This is a genomic window from Paenibacillus sp. FSL K6-3182, assembly GCF_037976325.1.
Taxonomy (GTDB): domain Bacteria; phylum Bacillota; class Bacilli; order Paenibacillales; family Paenibacillaceae; genus Pristimantibacillus.
The window spans coordinates 5,124,626-5,141,538 of record NZ_CP150265.1 but is presented as its reverse complement, the minus strand read 5'-3'; the positions used below and the strand labels follow the sequence as shown (position 1 = coordinate 5,141,538).

Genomic DNA, 16,913 nt, shown 5'->3' with positions numbered 1-16,913 from the left:
GCATGCGGAGTATTAAGAATCCAAACCGTTAAATGGATAAAATTTTCATAAAATACATCGTAATAAATGCTTTACAAGACATATGTGGGTGTACTATTATGAAATAGGACACCAAATGGTGTCTTATTAGAAAATAGAAAGGATGAGTATTTTAAATGCATATACTAGCCATTGTTCTTCAAAGCTGGCTGCTTTTTTCCATGGCTTTTTTTGGAGGAAGCAAGATTGTAGGAGCAAAGCATCAGGTTGAACTGTTTGATTCGATTAAACTTCCTCAATGGTTTCGCGTCATTACGGGCTACGTTCAAATTGTTGCCTGCATAGGACTCATTGTCGGCTATTGGTATGCGGAGATTGCGGCATGGACCGCATTATTGGTAGGCGTCATGATGCTATTGGCATGCCTCACACATTTCAGAGTCAAACATCCAATCGGAAAAATATTCCCTGCCATATTAAATCTTTTGATAGCTGCTGCAGTAGTGCTTTTATATGCAGATGAACTGTCCAATCTATTTGGGTAAGGATAGTGGGATTCACCAATAAAACAAATCAACCACGCCCATAGGACGTGGTTGATTTGTTTTAAACCTATTCAATAAATTTCCTTCAAAAGCTCGAAAACTTCCTCTAAAGTAAGGCCGAAGGTTTTGTAATAGGAAGTGTCTAGAACCATTTGCTTCATAATCATTTCGTTGCGTTTTTTCAGCATCTCATCAGGGGAGAGCTCGGCTACAAAACAGCCTTTGCCGGTTACGGTATAAATCAAGCCAAGCCGTTCAAGTTCTTCCCACGCTTTTTTTACGGTAATGATACTAACACGAAGCTCTGTGGCGGCTTGTCGTATGGGAGGTAAGCTATAACCATTTTCTAGTTCACCTTTTAGAATTTGTGCGCTAATTTGTTCAAAAAGCTGCTGATAGATCGGTTTATCAGATGAGTTCGAAATAGCAATGTTCATTAAATTTCCACTTTCTGAAAACGTTTGATTGCAATATGATAAGCGATTATCGTAAATATCGCAAATATGACGATGCCCGAGAACAAGATGGATAGATGAATTCCCAATTGATCAGTACCATTTCCTTTGAAAAGATCATACACAAATGAATTCTGTATTCCGAGCCATTCTGCGCCTCCTGCAAACAGTATCGCAGCTGTAATGGACACAATCGTTGCTGCGCCGTATTTATAGGCTGTTTTATAATACATCGATATAAGGATAATGTTGAAGATTGCAATCATAACGAAGCATAGTCCCCAAAAACCAAAGGATGGTTTGAAGAAAAAATAGGTCAGATTTGGATATAAGCGAATAGTAATCAAACCATATATCATGGCAACAATGATGTGCATTAATTCCAGAATAACAATAACGTATACCTTTGCTTTTACAATGTCTTTTTTGGTTACAGGCAGCATGTTTGTAAATATCAAATCATTCTGAGATTTATACCCTGCAAACATATTCGGTATCGTGAGGAAACAGAAGTAGAGGATGACAAGGAAATATAACCATGAGGGAATTAGCATTAAAGCACCCGTCAAAAAAGGCATGATATAAAAGAATGGGCTTACGCCTAGCTTTAATTCTTTCATTAGTAAATTATACATGCACAATCTCCTTTTTCGCGAAATAGATCATAATCTCCTCAAGACTAGGCAAAGTTGATTTAATATTCCAAGAGGGATCAAAGTCTTTAGTATGGATTAAGGCTGTAAAGCCGAATGAATTCTTTTTGTAGGCAATTAACTGGTCTTTTATCAAATCCAATTGTTCTTCTTTCCCGCTCACCAAGCGGTAGGTATCAATAAATTCTTCTTTCTCAGAGCTGTTGATAATATGTCCGTTATCTATAAAAGTAATATAATCGGCACATTTTTCCAAATCAGTTGTGATATGAGTGGAAAACAGGATGCTGATTTCACCATCTTCCACTAGTTCCTGAAAAATATCCAATAAATTGTCCCTTGCAACCGGATCAAGTCCGCTTGTTGGTTCATCAAGAATAAGCAGCTTTGCACCATGTGATAAAGCGATGGCTAAGCTGTATTTCACTTTCATCCCGGTTGATAATTCAGCTATTTTTTTGTTTTCATTCAAATTAAATCTCTTGAGATAATTGTAATAGGCTTCATCATTCCAATTATGATAGAACTTTTTGATTACATTAGTTAATGTTTTGACTTTGTTTCGAGTATAGAAATTGATGTCACCAAAGGCAGAGCCAATTTCTTGTTTTAGTTCGAGCTCGTGTTTGGTCATCTCCTTGCCCAAAATACTAATCTCGCCGCTATCCTTATGAATCAAATTCAAAATGGCTTTTATTGTCGTTGTTTTTCCTGCGCCGTTGGCTCCGATAAATCCCATAATATAACCCTTTTCCAGTTGAAAAGATACGTCTTTTAAATGAAAATGCTCATATTTTTTATTTAAATTTTTGATTTCTAAGGCAAGCATATAATCAACTCCTTTGTTAATTGTGTATGTTGTGCATGCACAATATATCACTGAAGTCATTCGCATGTCAATAACAAGAAATTTATGGATGAGTTTGTTTATTTCTTGTTTATCGTAGTTTGTTATAACCATATAACCATCATGTAATAAAATTCATTTTAGAACATTGGCCCATCCCCTATACGAATGTCCTTCATACGATATACAGTGCCTTATGTTAAATGACAGAGTAAGCAATTGCTCAATGAGAGATGTGATTATTTAAATTAAAAACGGAGCTTACTGGTTGAGTTGTTTTAGCAATCCGAAGCTGCTAAAAATAACACCAGCCGAATTTACTTGTTTATTTGGCGTGGCTTAGTCAGTGAAGATTCAAAACATCGATAAGCTAACCAAACTTTTTATTCTCAAATGGGCGAGACAAGCCAGCGGCGCTGACTCGTCCTTATTAATAAATAGTGTAGATGTGAAACCAGTTCTGGAGGGAAAACGGTCGTAGTCAGGGATGGGATCAAGGTTTAGTCTAATATGATATTGCCTTGGTTATCGCTGTTTAGGAAGGCTTTGTATAATGGCGTTCTGACACTATTTTGATTCATATGGTGCAGCTAAGGAGATGAGATCACTGAAGAAGATAACAACAAAAAAACGTTTTGCTCGTTACAATCACAGGCATTTTCAATTTAGAAAAAAACGATGCCAAAAGTGTAAGAAAAGGAATTGTAAGTGCGGTATTAGACAGGAAGTTATAGTAAATGTCAAAGCAAAGCGAAGAGCAGCGAGTGTTAAAGGAGCAACAGGAGCAACAGGAGCAATGGGAGAAACGGGGGTAGCGGGAACAACGGGAACAACAGGAACAACAGGAGCAACAGGGGTAGCGGGAACAACAGAAGTAACGGGAGCAACAGGAGCAATTGGGGTTACAGGAGCAACAGGTGATCCAGGTGTGACAGGATCAGTAGGGGCAACTGGGGTTACAGGAGTAACTGGTCAAACAGGAAATCCAGGTGGAGCGACAGGTGAAACAGGATCAACAGGTGAGACAATGGTTCGGGTGCTGGTACTCAATCTAATCCAGGCATGATTATTATTACTGCTGCCGCTAGTGATGTACTAACTTTAAGAAATCATTCCAGCGCCTCTAGCGTTACTTTACAAACCAATGCCGGGGGAACTCAAATCAATTCAAATGCTTCCATTCTTATTATGAAAATAAGTTCTTAGGATTTCTTTCAAAATTGTGAACGGATAAGTTTAATGTAATTTACAGAACTATCCGGATGAAAATGCAAGTAGTTTAATGTGATGAGGCTAGTGCTGACTCACCTTTTGACTGCACCAATAAAAAAATCACGTCCATTGGGCGTGATTTTTTTTATATGTTGGAATGCCCAATGAGTGAACTACAGCGTCAGTTCATGTTGACGGATTGAACAGAGAAAGCTGAATCGAATGAAGGAGCACACCGTCTGAATCCAAGGCGAAACCTCCTCATTATGTCATCTTCTTCAGCAATTAAATAAGTCTAGGAGAACCCAAGCTGGATCAGCCAGTTAGACGAGATAAATCTCCTTAGTGCTCAATTTCTAAGAATTGTTATATAAAAATACAAGTTTTTAATCTGCTGGTTCAGTTTTTGGGTGTGATAAAATGAAAGGTGCGCTTGATAGGCTCAAAAACGATATGAGGAGTGAATGATACACAAATGATGCAATATCGGAGAAAATGGCTCCCAAATACGTTGAAATATAGACTGTTTATCGCGTATATCACATTACTGATGCTTCCTTTGTGCATCGCAATTTATTATCTTTTCCAGCATTTCGAAACGATTCGGCAGAATGATATGATCGACCGCATGTCTGAGCGTATGCAGCAGGTGTATATATCCTTGACGGATATGATGGCATTTTCATATAAAGCAAATACCATGCTGAGTCAGGATGAAAGCCTGATCCAGATTATGCACGCTCCTGATAAATATGATCCTTTTGTTCGAAAGAAAATAATAGAAAGCAAAATGTTCGGAATCAACAACAGCTTTTTCTTCCATCAGACGGAGCTGTATTTTCGTTTTATCGACCGTAATGGCAATGTATACACCTCCTATGCTCCCAATGACCAGTTGACAAACGAACGGAAAGAATTGCAGGAGTGGCAAAATAAGTTGCAAATCGGCTTGCGTCCTTACCGATGGGTGGCGAACGACTGGAATGATGTAAGAGGAAGTCAAGGAAATAAGCTGCTAAGTCTGTATACGATGCTGGACGACGAGCTGCGGGGAAATTACGGATTAGCACGTATCAGCATCAACATTCAGGAATGGTTCAACAATACGCTAAAAGATAATCCGGTCAATCAGGATCTAACCATCTTTACCGGGCAAGAAGAAATCATTTTGCAAAATAAGGAATCCGCTTTCGGTGTGGACAGCATGAAAAGGATCATTTCTTCACATGCAAAAAATGGACATTACAAAGATGAACGAGCTTTGTCACTAATCAATTACAGTTATGTGGAGGAGCTGGATTGGTATGTCGTTAGTCAAATGCCCTTAAGTGAGCTTCAGCGTGAAGTGAAGCAATTAAGACTGATGATCTATATGTTTCTAATTATTCTGGTAATCGTTTTCATCACGGTAACCTTCTTTTTGGCATCCCGAATAACGAAGCCGTTGTATGTTTTGAAACGAAGCATGGAAGAGGCGTCGGACAAGAAGCTGAATGTTAAAATATCGATCAACCAAGGTGCAACAGATGAAATTCGTTCTCTAAGCGATAGCTTTAACCGAATGATTGATGACGTTGTTCTGCTAATTGCTAAGCTGAAACAGGAGGAGCGGCAAAAGCAGGTAGTCCGTTTTCAAATGCTGCTCTACCAAATGAACCCGCATTTTCTCTTGAATACGTTGAACACTGTCAAATGGATTGCAAGAAAAGAGAAACAGGACGCCATTGCGGGTATTTGTACTTCTTTAGGCTTAATATTGGAGGCTAGTCTGAATTCCGATATTGAGCTGATTCCACTTAAACAAGAGATCACTTTACTGCGATCCTATGAATCCATACAGGCGTTTCGATTTAGAGAACAGTTTACAATCGAATATGAAACAGAGGAATCGGTACAGTATGCGCTTGTTCCCAAATTTAGTTTGCAGCCTCTGACAGAAAACTCTATCGCCCACGGCTTTAATATGTCTGAAGGTCGTGGCACCATATGGGTCAGGGCGCGAGCGGAGGGGAGCGAGCTTGTTCTGGAAGTGGAAGATAACGGAATTGGGATGGAAGAGGCAGCCCGCAATAAGGGGAGACGCAGCGGACACGGGATTGGACTGAGCAATTTAAGAGAAAGGCTGGAGCTGCTCTTTAAGCGTGAGGGAGTGATTGAACTTATATCGGGCGAGGAAGGAACCCTCGTTCGAATACGTATGCCATTATTGATTGCAGCGCCTTATTCACAGAAAGGAGATGACGGACATGTGGACGATTTTATTGGTGGAAGATGAAGTGTTTGTTCGTGAAGCTATCAGAGAAATTTTAGACTGGGAAAGCCATGGTTTTTGTGTTGTCGGCGAAGCGAGCAACGGCAATGAGGCGCTTTCGGCTATTGTGGATTTGAAGCCAGATGTCGTCATCGCCGATATAGTTATGCCTGGCATGGACGGAATCGAATTGCTGAAGGAAACACGGAAAGCCGGTATACGCAGCCGCTTTATTATGCTGACGGCTATGAACCAGTTCGATTATGCACGGGATGCGCTTCAATACGGAGCTTCCAACTATTTGCTGAAACTATCCTTAAATGATGATGTTTTGCTGGAAAGTTTGGCACGAATCAAGGAGGATTTGCTTGCAGAGCTTAAAGGGGCCGGAGAGGCGCTTTTACCTTATTATCACCGCACGTGGGCGGTTATTTTGGGAACAGGAGTATCGGCTCAGGCAGATGCAGCGGAGCTTGTCTTGGCGGTGGAGAAATTCAGCAGTCTGAGATTAGAGATTGTAGTCACTCTAAACGGTGCCGCACCTGCTCGCATGGATCAAGTTGGGATCCGGCCGGAAAAATATCTGCTGGTCCAAACCTTCCATGATGCGGGTCAGACCACTTTCTTTTGCTGGAGTTTTCAGAAGAAGTCAGAATCGGTCAGCCAGATCCGGTCCCAGCGGATGATTGAAACAACGCCTATTAGCAACTTGTCCCGTTTGTCCGATGATTGGCTGCATGCGCTGAATCAATTAAACGGCGAATGGTACGGTCGTAATTCTGATCCGATAGGGGAGAAACACGTGCGGGTGCCAATTGAGGAGCTGGAGGCTGAGTTGATTCGCTGCTTTGAAGAGAGGAATGAACCAAAATGCACGGAGGCAGCAACGCTGATTTGGTCGTACATGAAAGACTCGTCATTTTCTCATGTGGAAGTGAAAAAACGAGCAGCCCATCTGCTTCATGTTGTGACGATGCTGGCAGGACGGAAATCGGAGGATAGGACAGACATCTACTCTGCCGTAAGCCATGAATCGCTGCGCGCGCTTATGCTGCAAGCAATACGGGAGCTTATTCGGCAGAAGCAAGAGGAGCATATAAGCTATACAGACCATCCAGAGGTGAACCGGGTGATTCAATATATGCTGGAGCATTACAGGGAGAACATTAAAGTTACGGATTTGGCTAGTCTGGTAGCGATCAATGTAGACTATTTGAGCACCGTATTCGGCAAAAAAACGGGATTGACACCAATCGCCTATTTGCGAAACATTCGTATTGAACAATCCAAACGTCTGCTGCTGCATTCCAAGCTCAGTGTAGAAGAGATCGCGAGTCAGACAGGCTTCACTGACGATGCGTACTTCATCAAAGTGTTCAAGCGCTTGGTTGGACAAACACCCAGCTCCTTTAGGAAAGAGAACAATATATAAGTTTTATACAGCCAATCCGCAAGTTTCGTCTCTTATAGACCCAAGAGCGAGTTGATATAGTTGGAATGTATTAAACATCCGATTAGGGAGGTTACAAGAAAGATGAGAAACAGAAAGAGATTGGTTGCAGGCTTGATTTCGATTGTGGCGGTGTCTCTGATGCTTGCTGGCTGTGGCGGAAACAATAATGGTAATGGAGGAGCGAAATCACCAGAAACATCTTCTAACGCAGAGCCCGGCAAGGCGGCAAGCGCCGACCCAATCAAGCTGACTCTGTGGGGAGCCGTGCCGGCAGAAAATGGCCCGCAAGAGGTTGTCGACAACTGGAATAAAGAAAATTCAGATATTCAGTTGGAATACGTACGGTTCGTCAATGATGATGCTGGCAATCTGAAGCTGGATACAGCGCTCATATCCAGCCAACCCGTAGATATGTACATTAGCTATGATATCAGTCTTTACGAGAAGCGGATCAAAGCAGGAAACGCGCTTGATTTGAGCGCTTTCTCCGACTACAACGTGGATGAGAAAATGGGCGAAGGCGCCGCTTTGTGGAAGATTGACGACAAGTATTATGGTGTACCAACCCAGAAGGGCTTGTCCTTTGTCTGGTTGAACAAGGATATGCTCGACGCTAAGGGATTGCCGGTTCCGACAGAATGGGGACTGGACGAGTTCAGGGATTATGCTGCCAAGCTGAAGGGTGACAACGTTTGGGGAGTAGCGCAAAGCGATTATTACTTCAATGTCCCGATCAACGGTTCCATGCAGAAGCAAAGCTTGCAGTTGACGAATCCCGATGGCACCTCGGCTTTCGACAACCCGCTTACGGTCAAAGCACTTCAGGTTTATTCGGACATGATGTTCACGGATAAAAGCTTGATGCCACATACAGAGCAGATCACCTCAAAGCCTGCCTTGGATCAAATGTTTGTGAAGGGAGAAACCGCGATGTTATTCTCCACGAACCAGATTTTTCGCACAACTAACAATGTGAAAGAATTTCCACGGTCGTTCAAGGCGGCGGCAGCACCTGCCCCCAAGGTTAACAAGGATCAGACCGATTATATTAACGCCGGCGGTTTGGGAGACGTGGTTTCCATAAATCCCCGAACCAAGCATCCGGAAGCCACCTGGAAGTTCATCAAGTGGTATGCAGACGGCGGAATGCTGCCGATGGCGGCAGGCGGAAGAGTTCCTTCATCCAAGGACTTTCCAGTCGATGAGGCTGTCGCCCTTATGTTTAAGGGTGTAGAGGACACGTATGACCTAGAATCGATTAAGCGGGTCATGTTCGGGGATCTTCCGCTAGGCCTGAGTCGTCTGGATCGGAAAACGTCAAGTGAACAGCAGTCAATCTACGATAATGTATTTTCCCAAAAGCTGTCTCCTGAGGAAGGCGCGAAGGAGTTAGCGAGGGTGCATAACAAGAATTTGCAAGAGTCATCTAAGTAACACTGCTAGGCCAGGTGGAGGCGGGGCTTTGGCGCCGCTACCCCTTGGTCGCAAGCTGCATGTTGCTTGGAACTAAAAATAAATAATACATAGAGAAAGGCGGTGACTAATCGTGAGCTGGATGAAGCGGCAGAGGATGATTGGTTATGTATTCATTGCTCCCAATCTGATCGGAATGATGATATTTATGCTCGTTCCGGCCCTGTTCTCCTTTTATTTGATGTTTACGGATTGGGTATTCGCTAGCGGGCAAAGCCCGCGTTTTATCGGATTGGATAATTTTAGGATGATGGTGAAAGACGATTTGTTTGCTGTATCGGTCAAAAACACCTTGCTGGTGCTGATCCCCGTACCGATTTCTATTATGCTCGGATTTTTGATTGCGGTCATGCTCAACAATCGAACCTATTTTCAGAAGACGCTGCGGGCGTTCTTTTTTGCCCCGTATTTCACTAGCGGCATCGCAATTGCTTTTGTCTGGATGGTGCTGTTTCAGCCCACCAACGGTCCGATTAACGCATTCCTGCGTTCTGTTGGTGTAAGTGATCCTCCCCTGTGGTTCGCTTCTCCAGATACATCGATGTATGCTGTGCTGGTCATGATGACAGCAGGCGGCATCGGGTACAACATGATTATATATTTGGCCGCGCTGCAGGAAATGTCTTCGGAGCAGTTAGAAGCTGCCAAGATGGACGGAGCAACGTTCGGGCAGTTACTGAGACTAATTATATTTCCTTTGGTTAGTCCTACCACCTTTTTTCTGATGATTACCGGCTTCATAGGCTCCATTAAAGGTTTTGGCATGATTTACGCTATCACTCAAGGAGGTCCTGCTAATAGTACGACGGTTTTCTCTATTTTCGCTTATAAAAAAGCATTCAATTTTTATGAAATGGGATATGCCTCGGCCGTCTCATGGACCATGTTCCTGATCATCCTCAGCATCTCGCTTATTCAGTGGGCTGTTCAGAAAAAGTGGGTTCATTACTAACGGAGAGGAAGACGCACAATGGGTACAAGAAATGTCAGAATAATCAGAGAACGAGTGATCAAAGGTTTTAATACGATCCTAATGGCATTAGCCAGTCTGCTGCTATTGTCGCCAATGATCTGGATGATCAGCACCTCGTTTAAAAAAGCAAAGGACGTCTTCACTTATCCAATTCAGTGGATTCCTCTCAATCCTGTATGGGTTAACCACTTTAAGGTCTGGACGGCCGGAGACGGATTTCTTTTATTTTATTTAAACTCGCTGAAGATATCCTTGATTTTAATGGTCGGAGCCCCCTTGTTTGCCGCTTTTGCCGCATATGGCTTCAGCCGTATTCCATTCAAGGGAAGGAACGCTATCTTTGTGCTGTATCTGTGTCTGATGATGATTCCACAACAAGTGCTTTTTGTTCCTAAATTTATCATGTTTGAATGGATGAGAATTTACAACACGCATTGGGCGCTTATACTTCCGGGTTTGTTTACAGTATTTGGCGTCTTTATGATTCGGCAATTTTTTATGAGCATTCCCCATGAAATATCTGAAGCGGCTTTCATTGACGGAGCCGGCCATTTCCGAATTTTCTTTCAATTGTTTCTACCGCTTTCCAAACCGGTTCTGGCAACCTTTGCTATCATTGATTTTACATGGACGTGGAACGATTATGAAAACGCTTTGATTTTCTTGCTGGACAAAAGACTGTTTACGGTTCCGCTTGGTATGCAGAATTTTATGCTGGAAGCGGGAGTGGACTATAACATGATGATGGCTGCCGCCACAGCAGGAGTCGTGCCGCTGCTTATCGTCTTCTTTATTGGCCAGAAGTATATTATTCAAGGGTTCTCCAGTTCTGCTGTCAAAGGATAAACGACATACATCCTCCTATAAAAATAGGAGGATGTATGTGATCCAAGAAAACCCATGTTCTGTTTGCCTCACGAATGCCAAGAGGCAATAAATAAGGAGGTCATTCTAATTAAAAGACTAACTATTGTTCTTATAATGGCTTTACTGACTAATCTATTTTTCTATAACACTCCCAGTCAGGCTTCTGCAGAGGATCAGCCGGAAAAACTCGAGAACATCACATCAGATTTTGATTATGTACTCAGTGGTTTTGAGCAAGTGAACGATAACTGGCTCTTTGCTTTTGGCGATACGCCTGCCGTAAAGGGAAGCTATAATGTGATCGAATCAGCTGATAGTTACCAAGGAAACTATATGGGGCAATTAATAGCAGATTTCAGTAAAAGCCCTACAGGTTCGCCATATGTGGCCATAAAAAAAGAGGTGAATAGCCTAGACATTGAACAATTTTCGTTTTGGGTCAAAACCTCGGATCTGAAGTCAATCCGCATACGAACAACTGATTCAACGGGGCAAACGTTCCAACAGCGTATCGAATTGCAAAATACATCAGACTGGCAGCAGGTTGTAGTAAGTCAAATGGGATCGAAATCATTTACTTATTGGAACGGTGCTAACGATGGGATATGGCACAACCCAGCCGGAGCCATATCAATACTCTTCGATCGATTTGATATAAAGAATGGGGCGTTAAATGCCACTATTTTGCTTGATCAGATCACAGCTCAAGTAACTGCTCCGCCAGTAGATTTTGATCACTTAATCAGTGACTTTGAGCAAGCGAATGACAATTGGCTCTTTGCTTTCGGTGATACGCCTGCCGTAAAGGGAAACTACAATGTGATCGAGTCAGCTGAGAGTTACAAAGGGAAATATATGGGCAAATTAATAGCAGATTTCAGTAAAAGCCCTACGGGATCGCCATATGTGTCCATAAAAAAAGAGGTGGATGACCTAGACATTGAACAATTTGCGTTTTGGGTCAAAACCTCGGAATTGAAGTCAATCCGCATACGAACAACAGATACAACGGGGCAAACGTTTCAACAGCGTATTGAATTGAAAAATACATCAGACTGGCAGCAGGTTGTAGTTAGTCAAATGGGATCAAAATCATTTACTTATTGGAATGGCGCCAATGACGGGATATGGCACAAACCAGCCGAAGCTGTAATGATACTCTTCGATCGATTTGATATTAAGAATGGTGGGACTACAGCGACTGTTCTTGTGGATCAGGTTACATCCCGATTAGGGGACTGGTGGCCAGAAATGGAAATTAAACAGACGACACTTGGCAATGTATTTTTGGAGAATGAATCAATCGCGTTTGATGTGAGGACAGTTAGGCCGACGGTACAATGGTCGGTTTATGACGTTTACGGATCCTATGTATCCTCAGGGACAGAACAAAACATAGGTGGAACAGCAAGAATAACGGTGCCTTTCACAAAATTGGGCTATTTTACGCTGGATGTTTCCGCTGAGCAGCCCGGGAGCGAACCGCTCGTCCGAAAAACAGCTTACGCGGTCATTTCCTCGGTTTTGCCGCCCGGCAATGGCGAGTCGCCATTTGGCGTCAGCACTCATCTGAACTGGACTGCCTCTGGCTGGAGTAAAGAACTAACCAAGCTTATCCGCTATATGGGCGCGTCTTTCGTTAGGGATGGCATGGAATGGACCAGTATTGAAAAGGAAAAAGGCGTTTATACTTTTTCACCTACACCGGATGACTACATGAACAAGCTTGCGGAGAATGAGCTTAAGCTTCTTTTGGTGGCGGCATTCAATAATCCGTTCTACGATAACAATGGCACACCCTTCACGGATGAAGGTAGAAGAGGACTTGCTGAATATGCGAAGGCCTATGTGGGTCATTACAAAGATCAGCTCATCGGGTTCAACGTATATAATGAATTCAACGGAGGATTTGGCAAAAGGGGCAACAGTCCTGCCAATTCACAGCCGGACTATTACTACAAGCTGATGAAGGAGACGTATAACATAGTCAAGCCAGCGTATCCTGATGTGCCGGTAGTCGGTATCGTCTCAGGGGGCGTCGACTTGAACTGGATCGAAGGTGTACTGAAAGGCGTAGGAGAAGGTGAAGACAAGAATGCCGGCCTGAAATATTTGGATGCAGTGTCTGTACAGACCTATATGGATCCGAACGCTCCTGACGAAGTATTTGCAAAATTAGAAGGCCTGAAAACCTTGATCAAACAATACAATGACGGCAAGCTTGTACCGATCTGGGTGACGGAATTTGGTTCGCCGACTCACCAATCCGCCAAAGGTGTCGATGAGAAGACACAGGCCAATTATTTGCCTCGCGGATTTGTAACGGGAATGGGGCTCGGAGTAGAACGGATGTCCTGGTACGATTTCATGAATGACGGTCTTGAAAGCGATTACAATGAACATAATTTTGGATTGGTCCGGCATAAGGATGACCCTATGGGGGCTTATACACCAAAGCCAGCCTATGCGAGTTATGCTGCAATGAGCAGGCAGCTTGCAGGTGCGGCATTCGAGCAGATCGAGCAATTTGGCGATCCGATAAAAAGTAATTTGTTTACGCAAGGCGGCGAAGCTCTCCGAGTTGTATGGGCACAGAAGGAAACCGGTGCCGTAATTGAAACGAACAATACTCTGGAAATTACGGATTTTATGGGGAACACAGAAATTTACACACCGCATAATGGCAAGATTTATATGACGCTGACAGGAGAACCTTTTTATATAAAAGGAAGCATTAGCCGGATTGTGAAGGATGATACTTTTGCGTTCGCCGGTGAGCAAACGGCAGTAGGCGATTCGCATACGTTCACCTTAACCGTGAACAACGAGACTGGATCTTCGCTTGATATCACCGCGAGGATGGAGGAAAGCAGCTATTCAATTGTGGCTATGCAAGGGCAAGCTGAAGCGCTTTCTCTGACAGTCAATGAGACGCGGGAAGGTTTCCGTTCGGTAGCAATTTACTTGCTGGACAAAGCAGGTAACAAGATAGGCAAGCTGCAGCATCAGGTCGTAACTAGCGTACCGCATAAGGTTTCTGTTAAACCTGCATTGCAGCAGATCGATGGGCAATACAATCAAATGCTGAACGTTGATGTAGAAAATTTTAGAAAGACCGCGGGTCTTACTGTTAACAGAATAACCTGGAAGGTCGGAGGACAGTCTGGACAAGAGCTTATCAACATGACTGTGCTTCCGGGCAATAAACAGCAATTCAGCATTCCGCTTAGCCTGATCGCACTTGGAGGGGACCAGCCGGCTTCCATCCGAGTTGAGTTTGAGGAGCAGGAGCCTTATGTTTATGAAGGGAATTTCAGTTTTAATCCCATCTACCAGGGAGCGATTTCGGTCAATGACCGCATAGAGCCAGAAATTGATACATTATCGCCTACAATGGATTTATCGCAAGGCAAACCTGTCTTACTCTCCGGTCATAGCGGCCAGATTGAATTGAGTGGACAAGCTTGGCTCCACTATGATCAGGATCATTTGTACATGACTGCAAAAATAAAGGACGATGTTCATGCGGCATCGGCCTCCGGTGCTGATATATGGAATAATGACAGCATCCAGTTTGCCTTGTCTCCTGGAATTCCTGGGGAAAGCCGGGGCTGGTATGAGTATGGTATATCGGATACGCCGAATGGTCCGCAAATTTATCGCTGGACGACGATGGGAGGATTGCCGGCAGGGCCGCTGCAAAATGGTGAAGCAGCTGTAACAAGGGATGAGGAGCATAAGCTGACGATCTATAAGCTTGCTCTGCCTTGGTCGGAGCTGACGCCGATACAGCCCCAGCGCGGTGATGTTATGAGCTTCTCACTGCTCGTGAATGAGAATGACGGCAAGGGAAGAAGAGGCTGGTTGGAATGGGGCTCTGGAATTGGCAATGAGAAACGGCCAAGTATGTTCCGGTCGATGCAGTGGATGTATAATCAGGCAGCTCCATCCGTCTATGAAGCAACTTATACCGTCAAATCAGGTGAAGAAGTGCAAGGAACGCTGCGAGCGGAGCATGCAGAAGGGGCAAAGCTGACATTTGAAATTGTTGCAAACGGCAAGAAAGGTACAGCCGAGCTTGTCGCTACTGGTGAGGGCAAATTTGTCTACAGAGCGGATGCCACCGCAGCGGGAGAAGATGCTTTTACGTTCCGAGTATTTGATGGATACGAATATTCTAATATTGCGACAGTAAAGGTCAACATTGAAGAAAATACCGTTACACCTCCTTATCAGGGTGGAAATAATCATAGCCCAAGTCCAAATATCTCACTTACGGGTCAATTATATCTACCGGTAAAAGCTGCTGGGGAAGTAAGCCTAGGCACAATTGCGAAGCTGGTCATTTTTGAAGGCACGACAGACAAAGGCACGAAGTTGTCGCTGCTGGAGCTGGATGATAAAGAGAATATCGGCAACGCTGGTTTGTCACGGCAGCTTCTAAGCTCGCTTATCGAGGTACAAGGGGAGCCGGAAGTTAAGCTGCATAAGCCAGTGATACTTAGTCTTGCTTTCGACAAGAAGAAGCTGAAAGAATCGCAATATCCCTCTATATGGCAGTATGACGAGAAGCAAAAGAAATGGATTGAAGTCGGCGGGGAAGCTGTCGGTGACGTGATCAAGGCGGAGATTGGAAGTTTAGGTAAATTCGCTGTATTTTCCAAAGACGGAGGAGAGCCGAAGCAAGTTTTACTGACCGATATTAACGGGCATTGGGGACAAGCCTGGATCGAAAAGGCAGCGCAGCTAGGTATTATACAGGGCTATAGCGATCATACCTTCCAGCCGAATAAAACGGTAAGCCGTCAGGAGATGGTATATATGCTGGTGCATGCTCTTAAGCCGTCAAATGAAGCAACTGCGTCTGACTTTGCAGATCAAAAACAAATCGGCGTATGGGCAGCAACAGAGGTTGCGGCAGCTGTCGGAGAAGGATGGGTTACAGGCTTTGGGGACGGAAACTTCCGCCCTCAAGCCAATATGACTCGTGCCGAAGTGACAGCTATTATTGTTCGTGCAATGAATCTTCCGGTGAAACAGAACAGCAACGGGAATACCGGATTCTCGGATAACGAGAGCATCCCTGCCTGGGTCAAAGGTTATGCTGCAGCTGCGGCAGAGAACGGCCTGATTGAAGGCCGCGGAGGCAACCGTTTCGCCGCAGAAGGGATTGTCACTCGGGCTGAAGCGGCAGTGATCATCGTAAGATTGCTTGAAATGAATGAGAAGCTGCGGCAATAAAAGAAGGAAAGAAGCTGTTCATGACCGATTTGGTTCATGGACAGCTTCTTGTGCGTTTGGCAGAGTAAACGAATAGGAGTGAAAGGTCAATCTTCAACATTTGAGCCTTTTCATATCGTTATACTTTGTTATTTTTCCGATAGTCAGATGGACTTACTCCGACACGTGACGAGAAGATACGGCTGAGATAATATCCGTTGTCATAACCGCACTGTACAGCAATTTCCTGCAAAGTATAATCGCTTTCCATCAAAAGAGATTTTATTCGATTGATTCGTAAGGATGTGATGTACTCGCTAGGATTGACAGAAAAAGTTTGTTTAAACTTTCTCGTCAACTGCACAGCGCTTAAACCAAATTCAGCGGCTACTCTATTGATGTTGAAAGGTGTATAGGCGAGTGTTTGCAAACGCTCGAGTATGGCTTCAAGCATAGGATCTTCCGCGCTTGGCATGGATTCCTGAAATGGATTGAAGTGATCGCTGGCAAGCAGGAGGATATCGTGAATAATCGTGTTCTTCCAAAGCTGCGCTTGTTGATTCGAATGCCCCGATAGCTTACGAAGCATTCGAAGATTAGATTTTAGGCGATCCGGGTCCCCTATAATTACTTGGCCATGTGGATAGCTTTCTGTCGTTGTGTGAATGTTGGTGTTCGTTTCGGCTACATGAAACAAAATGAAATGAAAAGTTAACTTTTCAAGCGTTTCTCTATGGAATGCAATATGAGGAGGGCATATGACGATGCTGCCAAAGCTGGATTCCCCCTCTTGACCTTCAATTTGGAATGAAAATCGGCCACTTTCAGGTATGAACATAACCCAGTTGGCGTAAGTGTCCACGGAAAGCTGGAATCGATCGATATTTTGCCAATAGTTATAGTGTATTACAGTCGGTGTGTGCGACCATAGCGCGGGATGATCCATTCTTATAAACTCCTTGAAATAAAGTATATCCTTAAAGTA

The 16,913-nt window shown here is 43.8% G+C and carries 12 protein-coding genes; 8 read left to right on the top strand and 4 right to left on the bottom strand.

The annotated features are described in order from the left end of the window. Positions 1–155 precede the first annotated feature (155 nt). Entirely contained in the window at positions 156–524 is a 369-nt protein-coding gene (locus tag MHH56_RS22760) for a DoxX family protein (protein ID WP_339203970.1), read from the top strand. 71 nt (positions 525–595) lie between these two features. Here MHH56_RS22760 and MHH56_RS22755 read toward each other — a convergent pair whose 3' ends face one another. From MHH56_RS22755 to MHH56_RS22745, 3 genes are read right to left on the bottom strand one after another with little or no spacing between them, the layout of a single operon-like run. Further along, positions 596–961 (bottom strand): GntR family transcriptional regulator, encoded by a 366-nt coding sequence (locus tag MHH56_RS22755; RefSeq protein WP_339203969.1) that lies wholly within the window; start codon positions 959–961, stop codon positions 596–598. Next, positions 961–1,614, bottom strand: a complete 654-nt coding sequence (locus MHH56_RS22750; protein ID WP_339203967.1) for an ABC-2 transporter permease — start codon at positions 1,612–1,614, stop codon at positions 961–963. The genes MHH56_RS22755 and MHH56_RS22750 overlap by 1 nt, the downstream gene beginning before the upstream one ends. After that, positions 1,607–2,461 (bottom strand): ABC transporter ATP-binding protein, encoded by an 855-nt coding sequence (locus MHH56_RS22745; RefSeq protein WP_339203965.1) that lies wholly within the window; start codon positions 2,459–2,461, stop codon positions 1,607–1,609. The genes MHH56_RS22750 and MHH56_RS22745 overlap by 8 nt, the downstream gene beginning before the upstream one ends. Positions 2,462–3,275: 814 nt before the next feature. On the opposite strand from MHH56_RS22745, the gene MHH56_RS22740 reads away from it, so the two are divergent. The 7 genes from MHH56_RS22740 (at position 3,276) to MHH56_RS22710 (ending at position 15,949) form a co-directional block, all read left to right on the top strand. Then, positions 3,276–3,545: a hypothetical protein gene (locus MHH56_RS22740; RefSeq protein ID WP_339203964.1), complete on the top strand. Its 270-nt coding sequence runs from the start codon at positions 3,276–3,278 to the stop codon at positions 3,543–3,545. Between the two features lie 606 nt (positions 3,546–4,151). Continuing rightward, the gene (locus MHH56_RS22735; RefSeq protein WP_339203963.1) at positions 4,152–5,966 is read left to right on the top strand and encodes a histidine kinase; all 1,815 of its coding nucleotides are present in this window, start codon (positions 4,152–4,154) and stop codon (positions 5,964–5,966) included. Further along, the gene (locus tag MHH56_RS22730; protein WP_339203962.1) at positions 5,938–7,374 is read left to right on the top strand and encodes a response regulator; all 1,437 of its coding nucleotides are present in this window, start codon (positions 5,938–5,940) and stop codon (positions 7,372–7,374) included. The genes MHH56_RS22735 and MHH56_RS22730 overlap by 29 nt, the downstream gene beginning before the upstream one ends. Positions 7,375–7,476: 102 nt before the next feature. Continuing rightward, positions 7,477–8,829 carry an extracellular solute-binding protein gene (locus MHH56_RS22725; RefSeq protein ID WP_339203961.1) on the top strand — a complete coding sequence of 451 codons (1,353 nt, stop codon included), beginning with the start codon at positions 7,477–7,479 and terminating at the stop codon, positions 8,827–8,829. 121 nt (positions 8,830–8,950) lie between these two features. Continuing rightward, the gene (locus MHH56_RS22720; protein WP_339209709.1) at positions 8,951–9,820 is read left to right on the top strand and encodes a sugar ABC transporter permease; all 870 of its coding nucleotides are present in this window, start codon (positions 8,951–8,953) and stop codon (positions 9,818–9,820) included. Between the two features lie 18 nt (positions 9,821–9,838). After that, positions 9,839–10,687 (top strand): carbohydrate ABC transporter permease, encoded by an 849-nt coding sequence (locus MHH56_RS22715; protein WP_339203960.1) that lies wholly within the window; start codon positions 9,839–9,841, stop codon positions 10,685–10,687. Between the two features lie 135 nt (positions 10,688–10,822). Continuing rightward, positions 10,823–15,949, top strand: coding sequence for an S-layer homology domain-containing protein (locus MHH56_RS22710; protein WP_339203958.1), 5,127 nt, complete (start codon positions 10,823–10,825; stop codon positions 15,947–15,949). 118 nt (positions 15,950–16,067) lie between these two features. Here the strand turns inward: MHH56_RS22710 and MHH56_RS22705 are convergent, their stop codons facing one another. Further along, complete coding sequence (locus tag MHH56_RS22705; RefSeq protein WP_339203956.1) at positions 16,068–16,874, bottom strand: AraC family transcriptional regulator; 807 nt, start codon at positions 16,872–16,874, stop codon at positions 16,068–16,070. Positions 16,875–16,913 lie beyond the last annotated feature (39 nt).

Coding starts and splice junctions, on each gene's coding strand:
- MHH56_RS22760 (WP_339203970.1), top strand. CDS start 156: ATGCATATACTAGCCATTGTTCTTCAAAGCTGGCTGCTTTTTTCCATG.
- MHH56_RS22755 (WP_339203969.1), bottom strand. CDS start 961: ATGAACATTGCTATTTCGAACTCATCTGATAAACCGATCTATCAGCAG.
- MHH56_RS22750 (WP_339203967.1), bottom strand. CDS start 1,614: ATGTATAATTTACTAATGAAAGAATTAAAGCTAGGCGTAAGCCCATTC.
- MHH56_RS22745 (WP_339203965.1), bottom strand. CDS start 2,461: ATGCTTGCCTTAGAAATCAAAAATTTAAATAAAAAATATGAGCATTTT.
- MHH56_RS22740 (WP_339203964.1), top strand. CDS start 3,276: ATGGGAGAAACGGGGGTAGCGGGAACAACGGGAACAACAGGAACAACA.
- MHH56_RS22730 (WP_339203962.1), top strand. CDS start 5,938: ATGTGGACGATTTTATTGGTGGAAGATGAAGTGTTTGTTCGTGAAGCT.
- MHH56_RS22725 (WP_339203961.1), top strand. CDS start 7,477: ATGAGAAACAGAAAGAGATTGGTTGCAGGCTTGATTTCGATTGTGGCG.
- MHH56_RS22720 (WP_339209709.1), top strand. CDS start 8,951: ATGAAGCGGCAGAGGATGATTGGTTATGTATTCATTGCTCCCAATCTG.
- MHH56_RS22715 (WP_339203960.1), top strand. CDS start 9,839: ATGGGTACAAGAAATGTCAGAATAATCAGAGAACGAGTGATCAAAGGT.
- MHH56_RS22710 (WP_339203958.1), top strand. CDS start 10,823: ATGGCTTTACTGACTAATCTATTTTTCTATAACACTCCCAGTCAGGCT.
- MHH56_RS22705 (WP_339203956.1), bottom strand. CDS start 16,874: ATGGATCATCCCGCGCTATGGTCGCACACACCGACTGTAATACACTAT.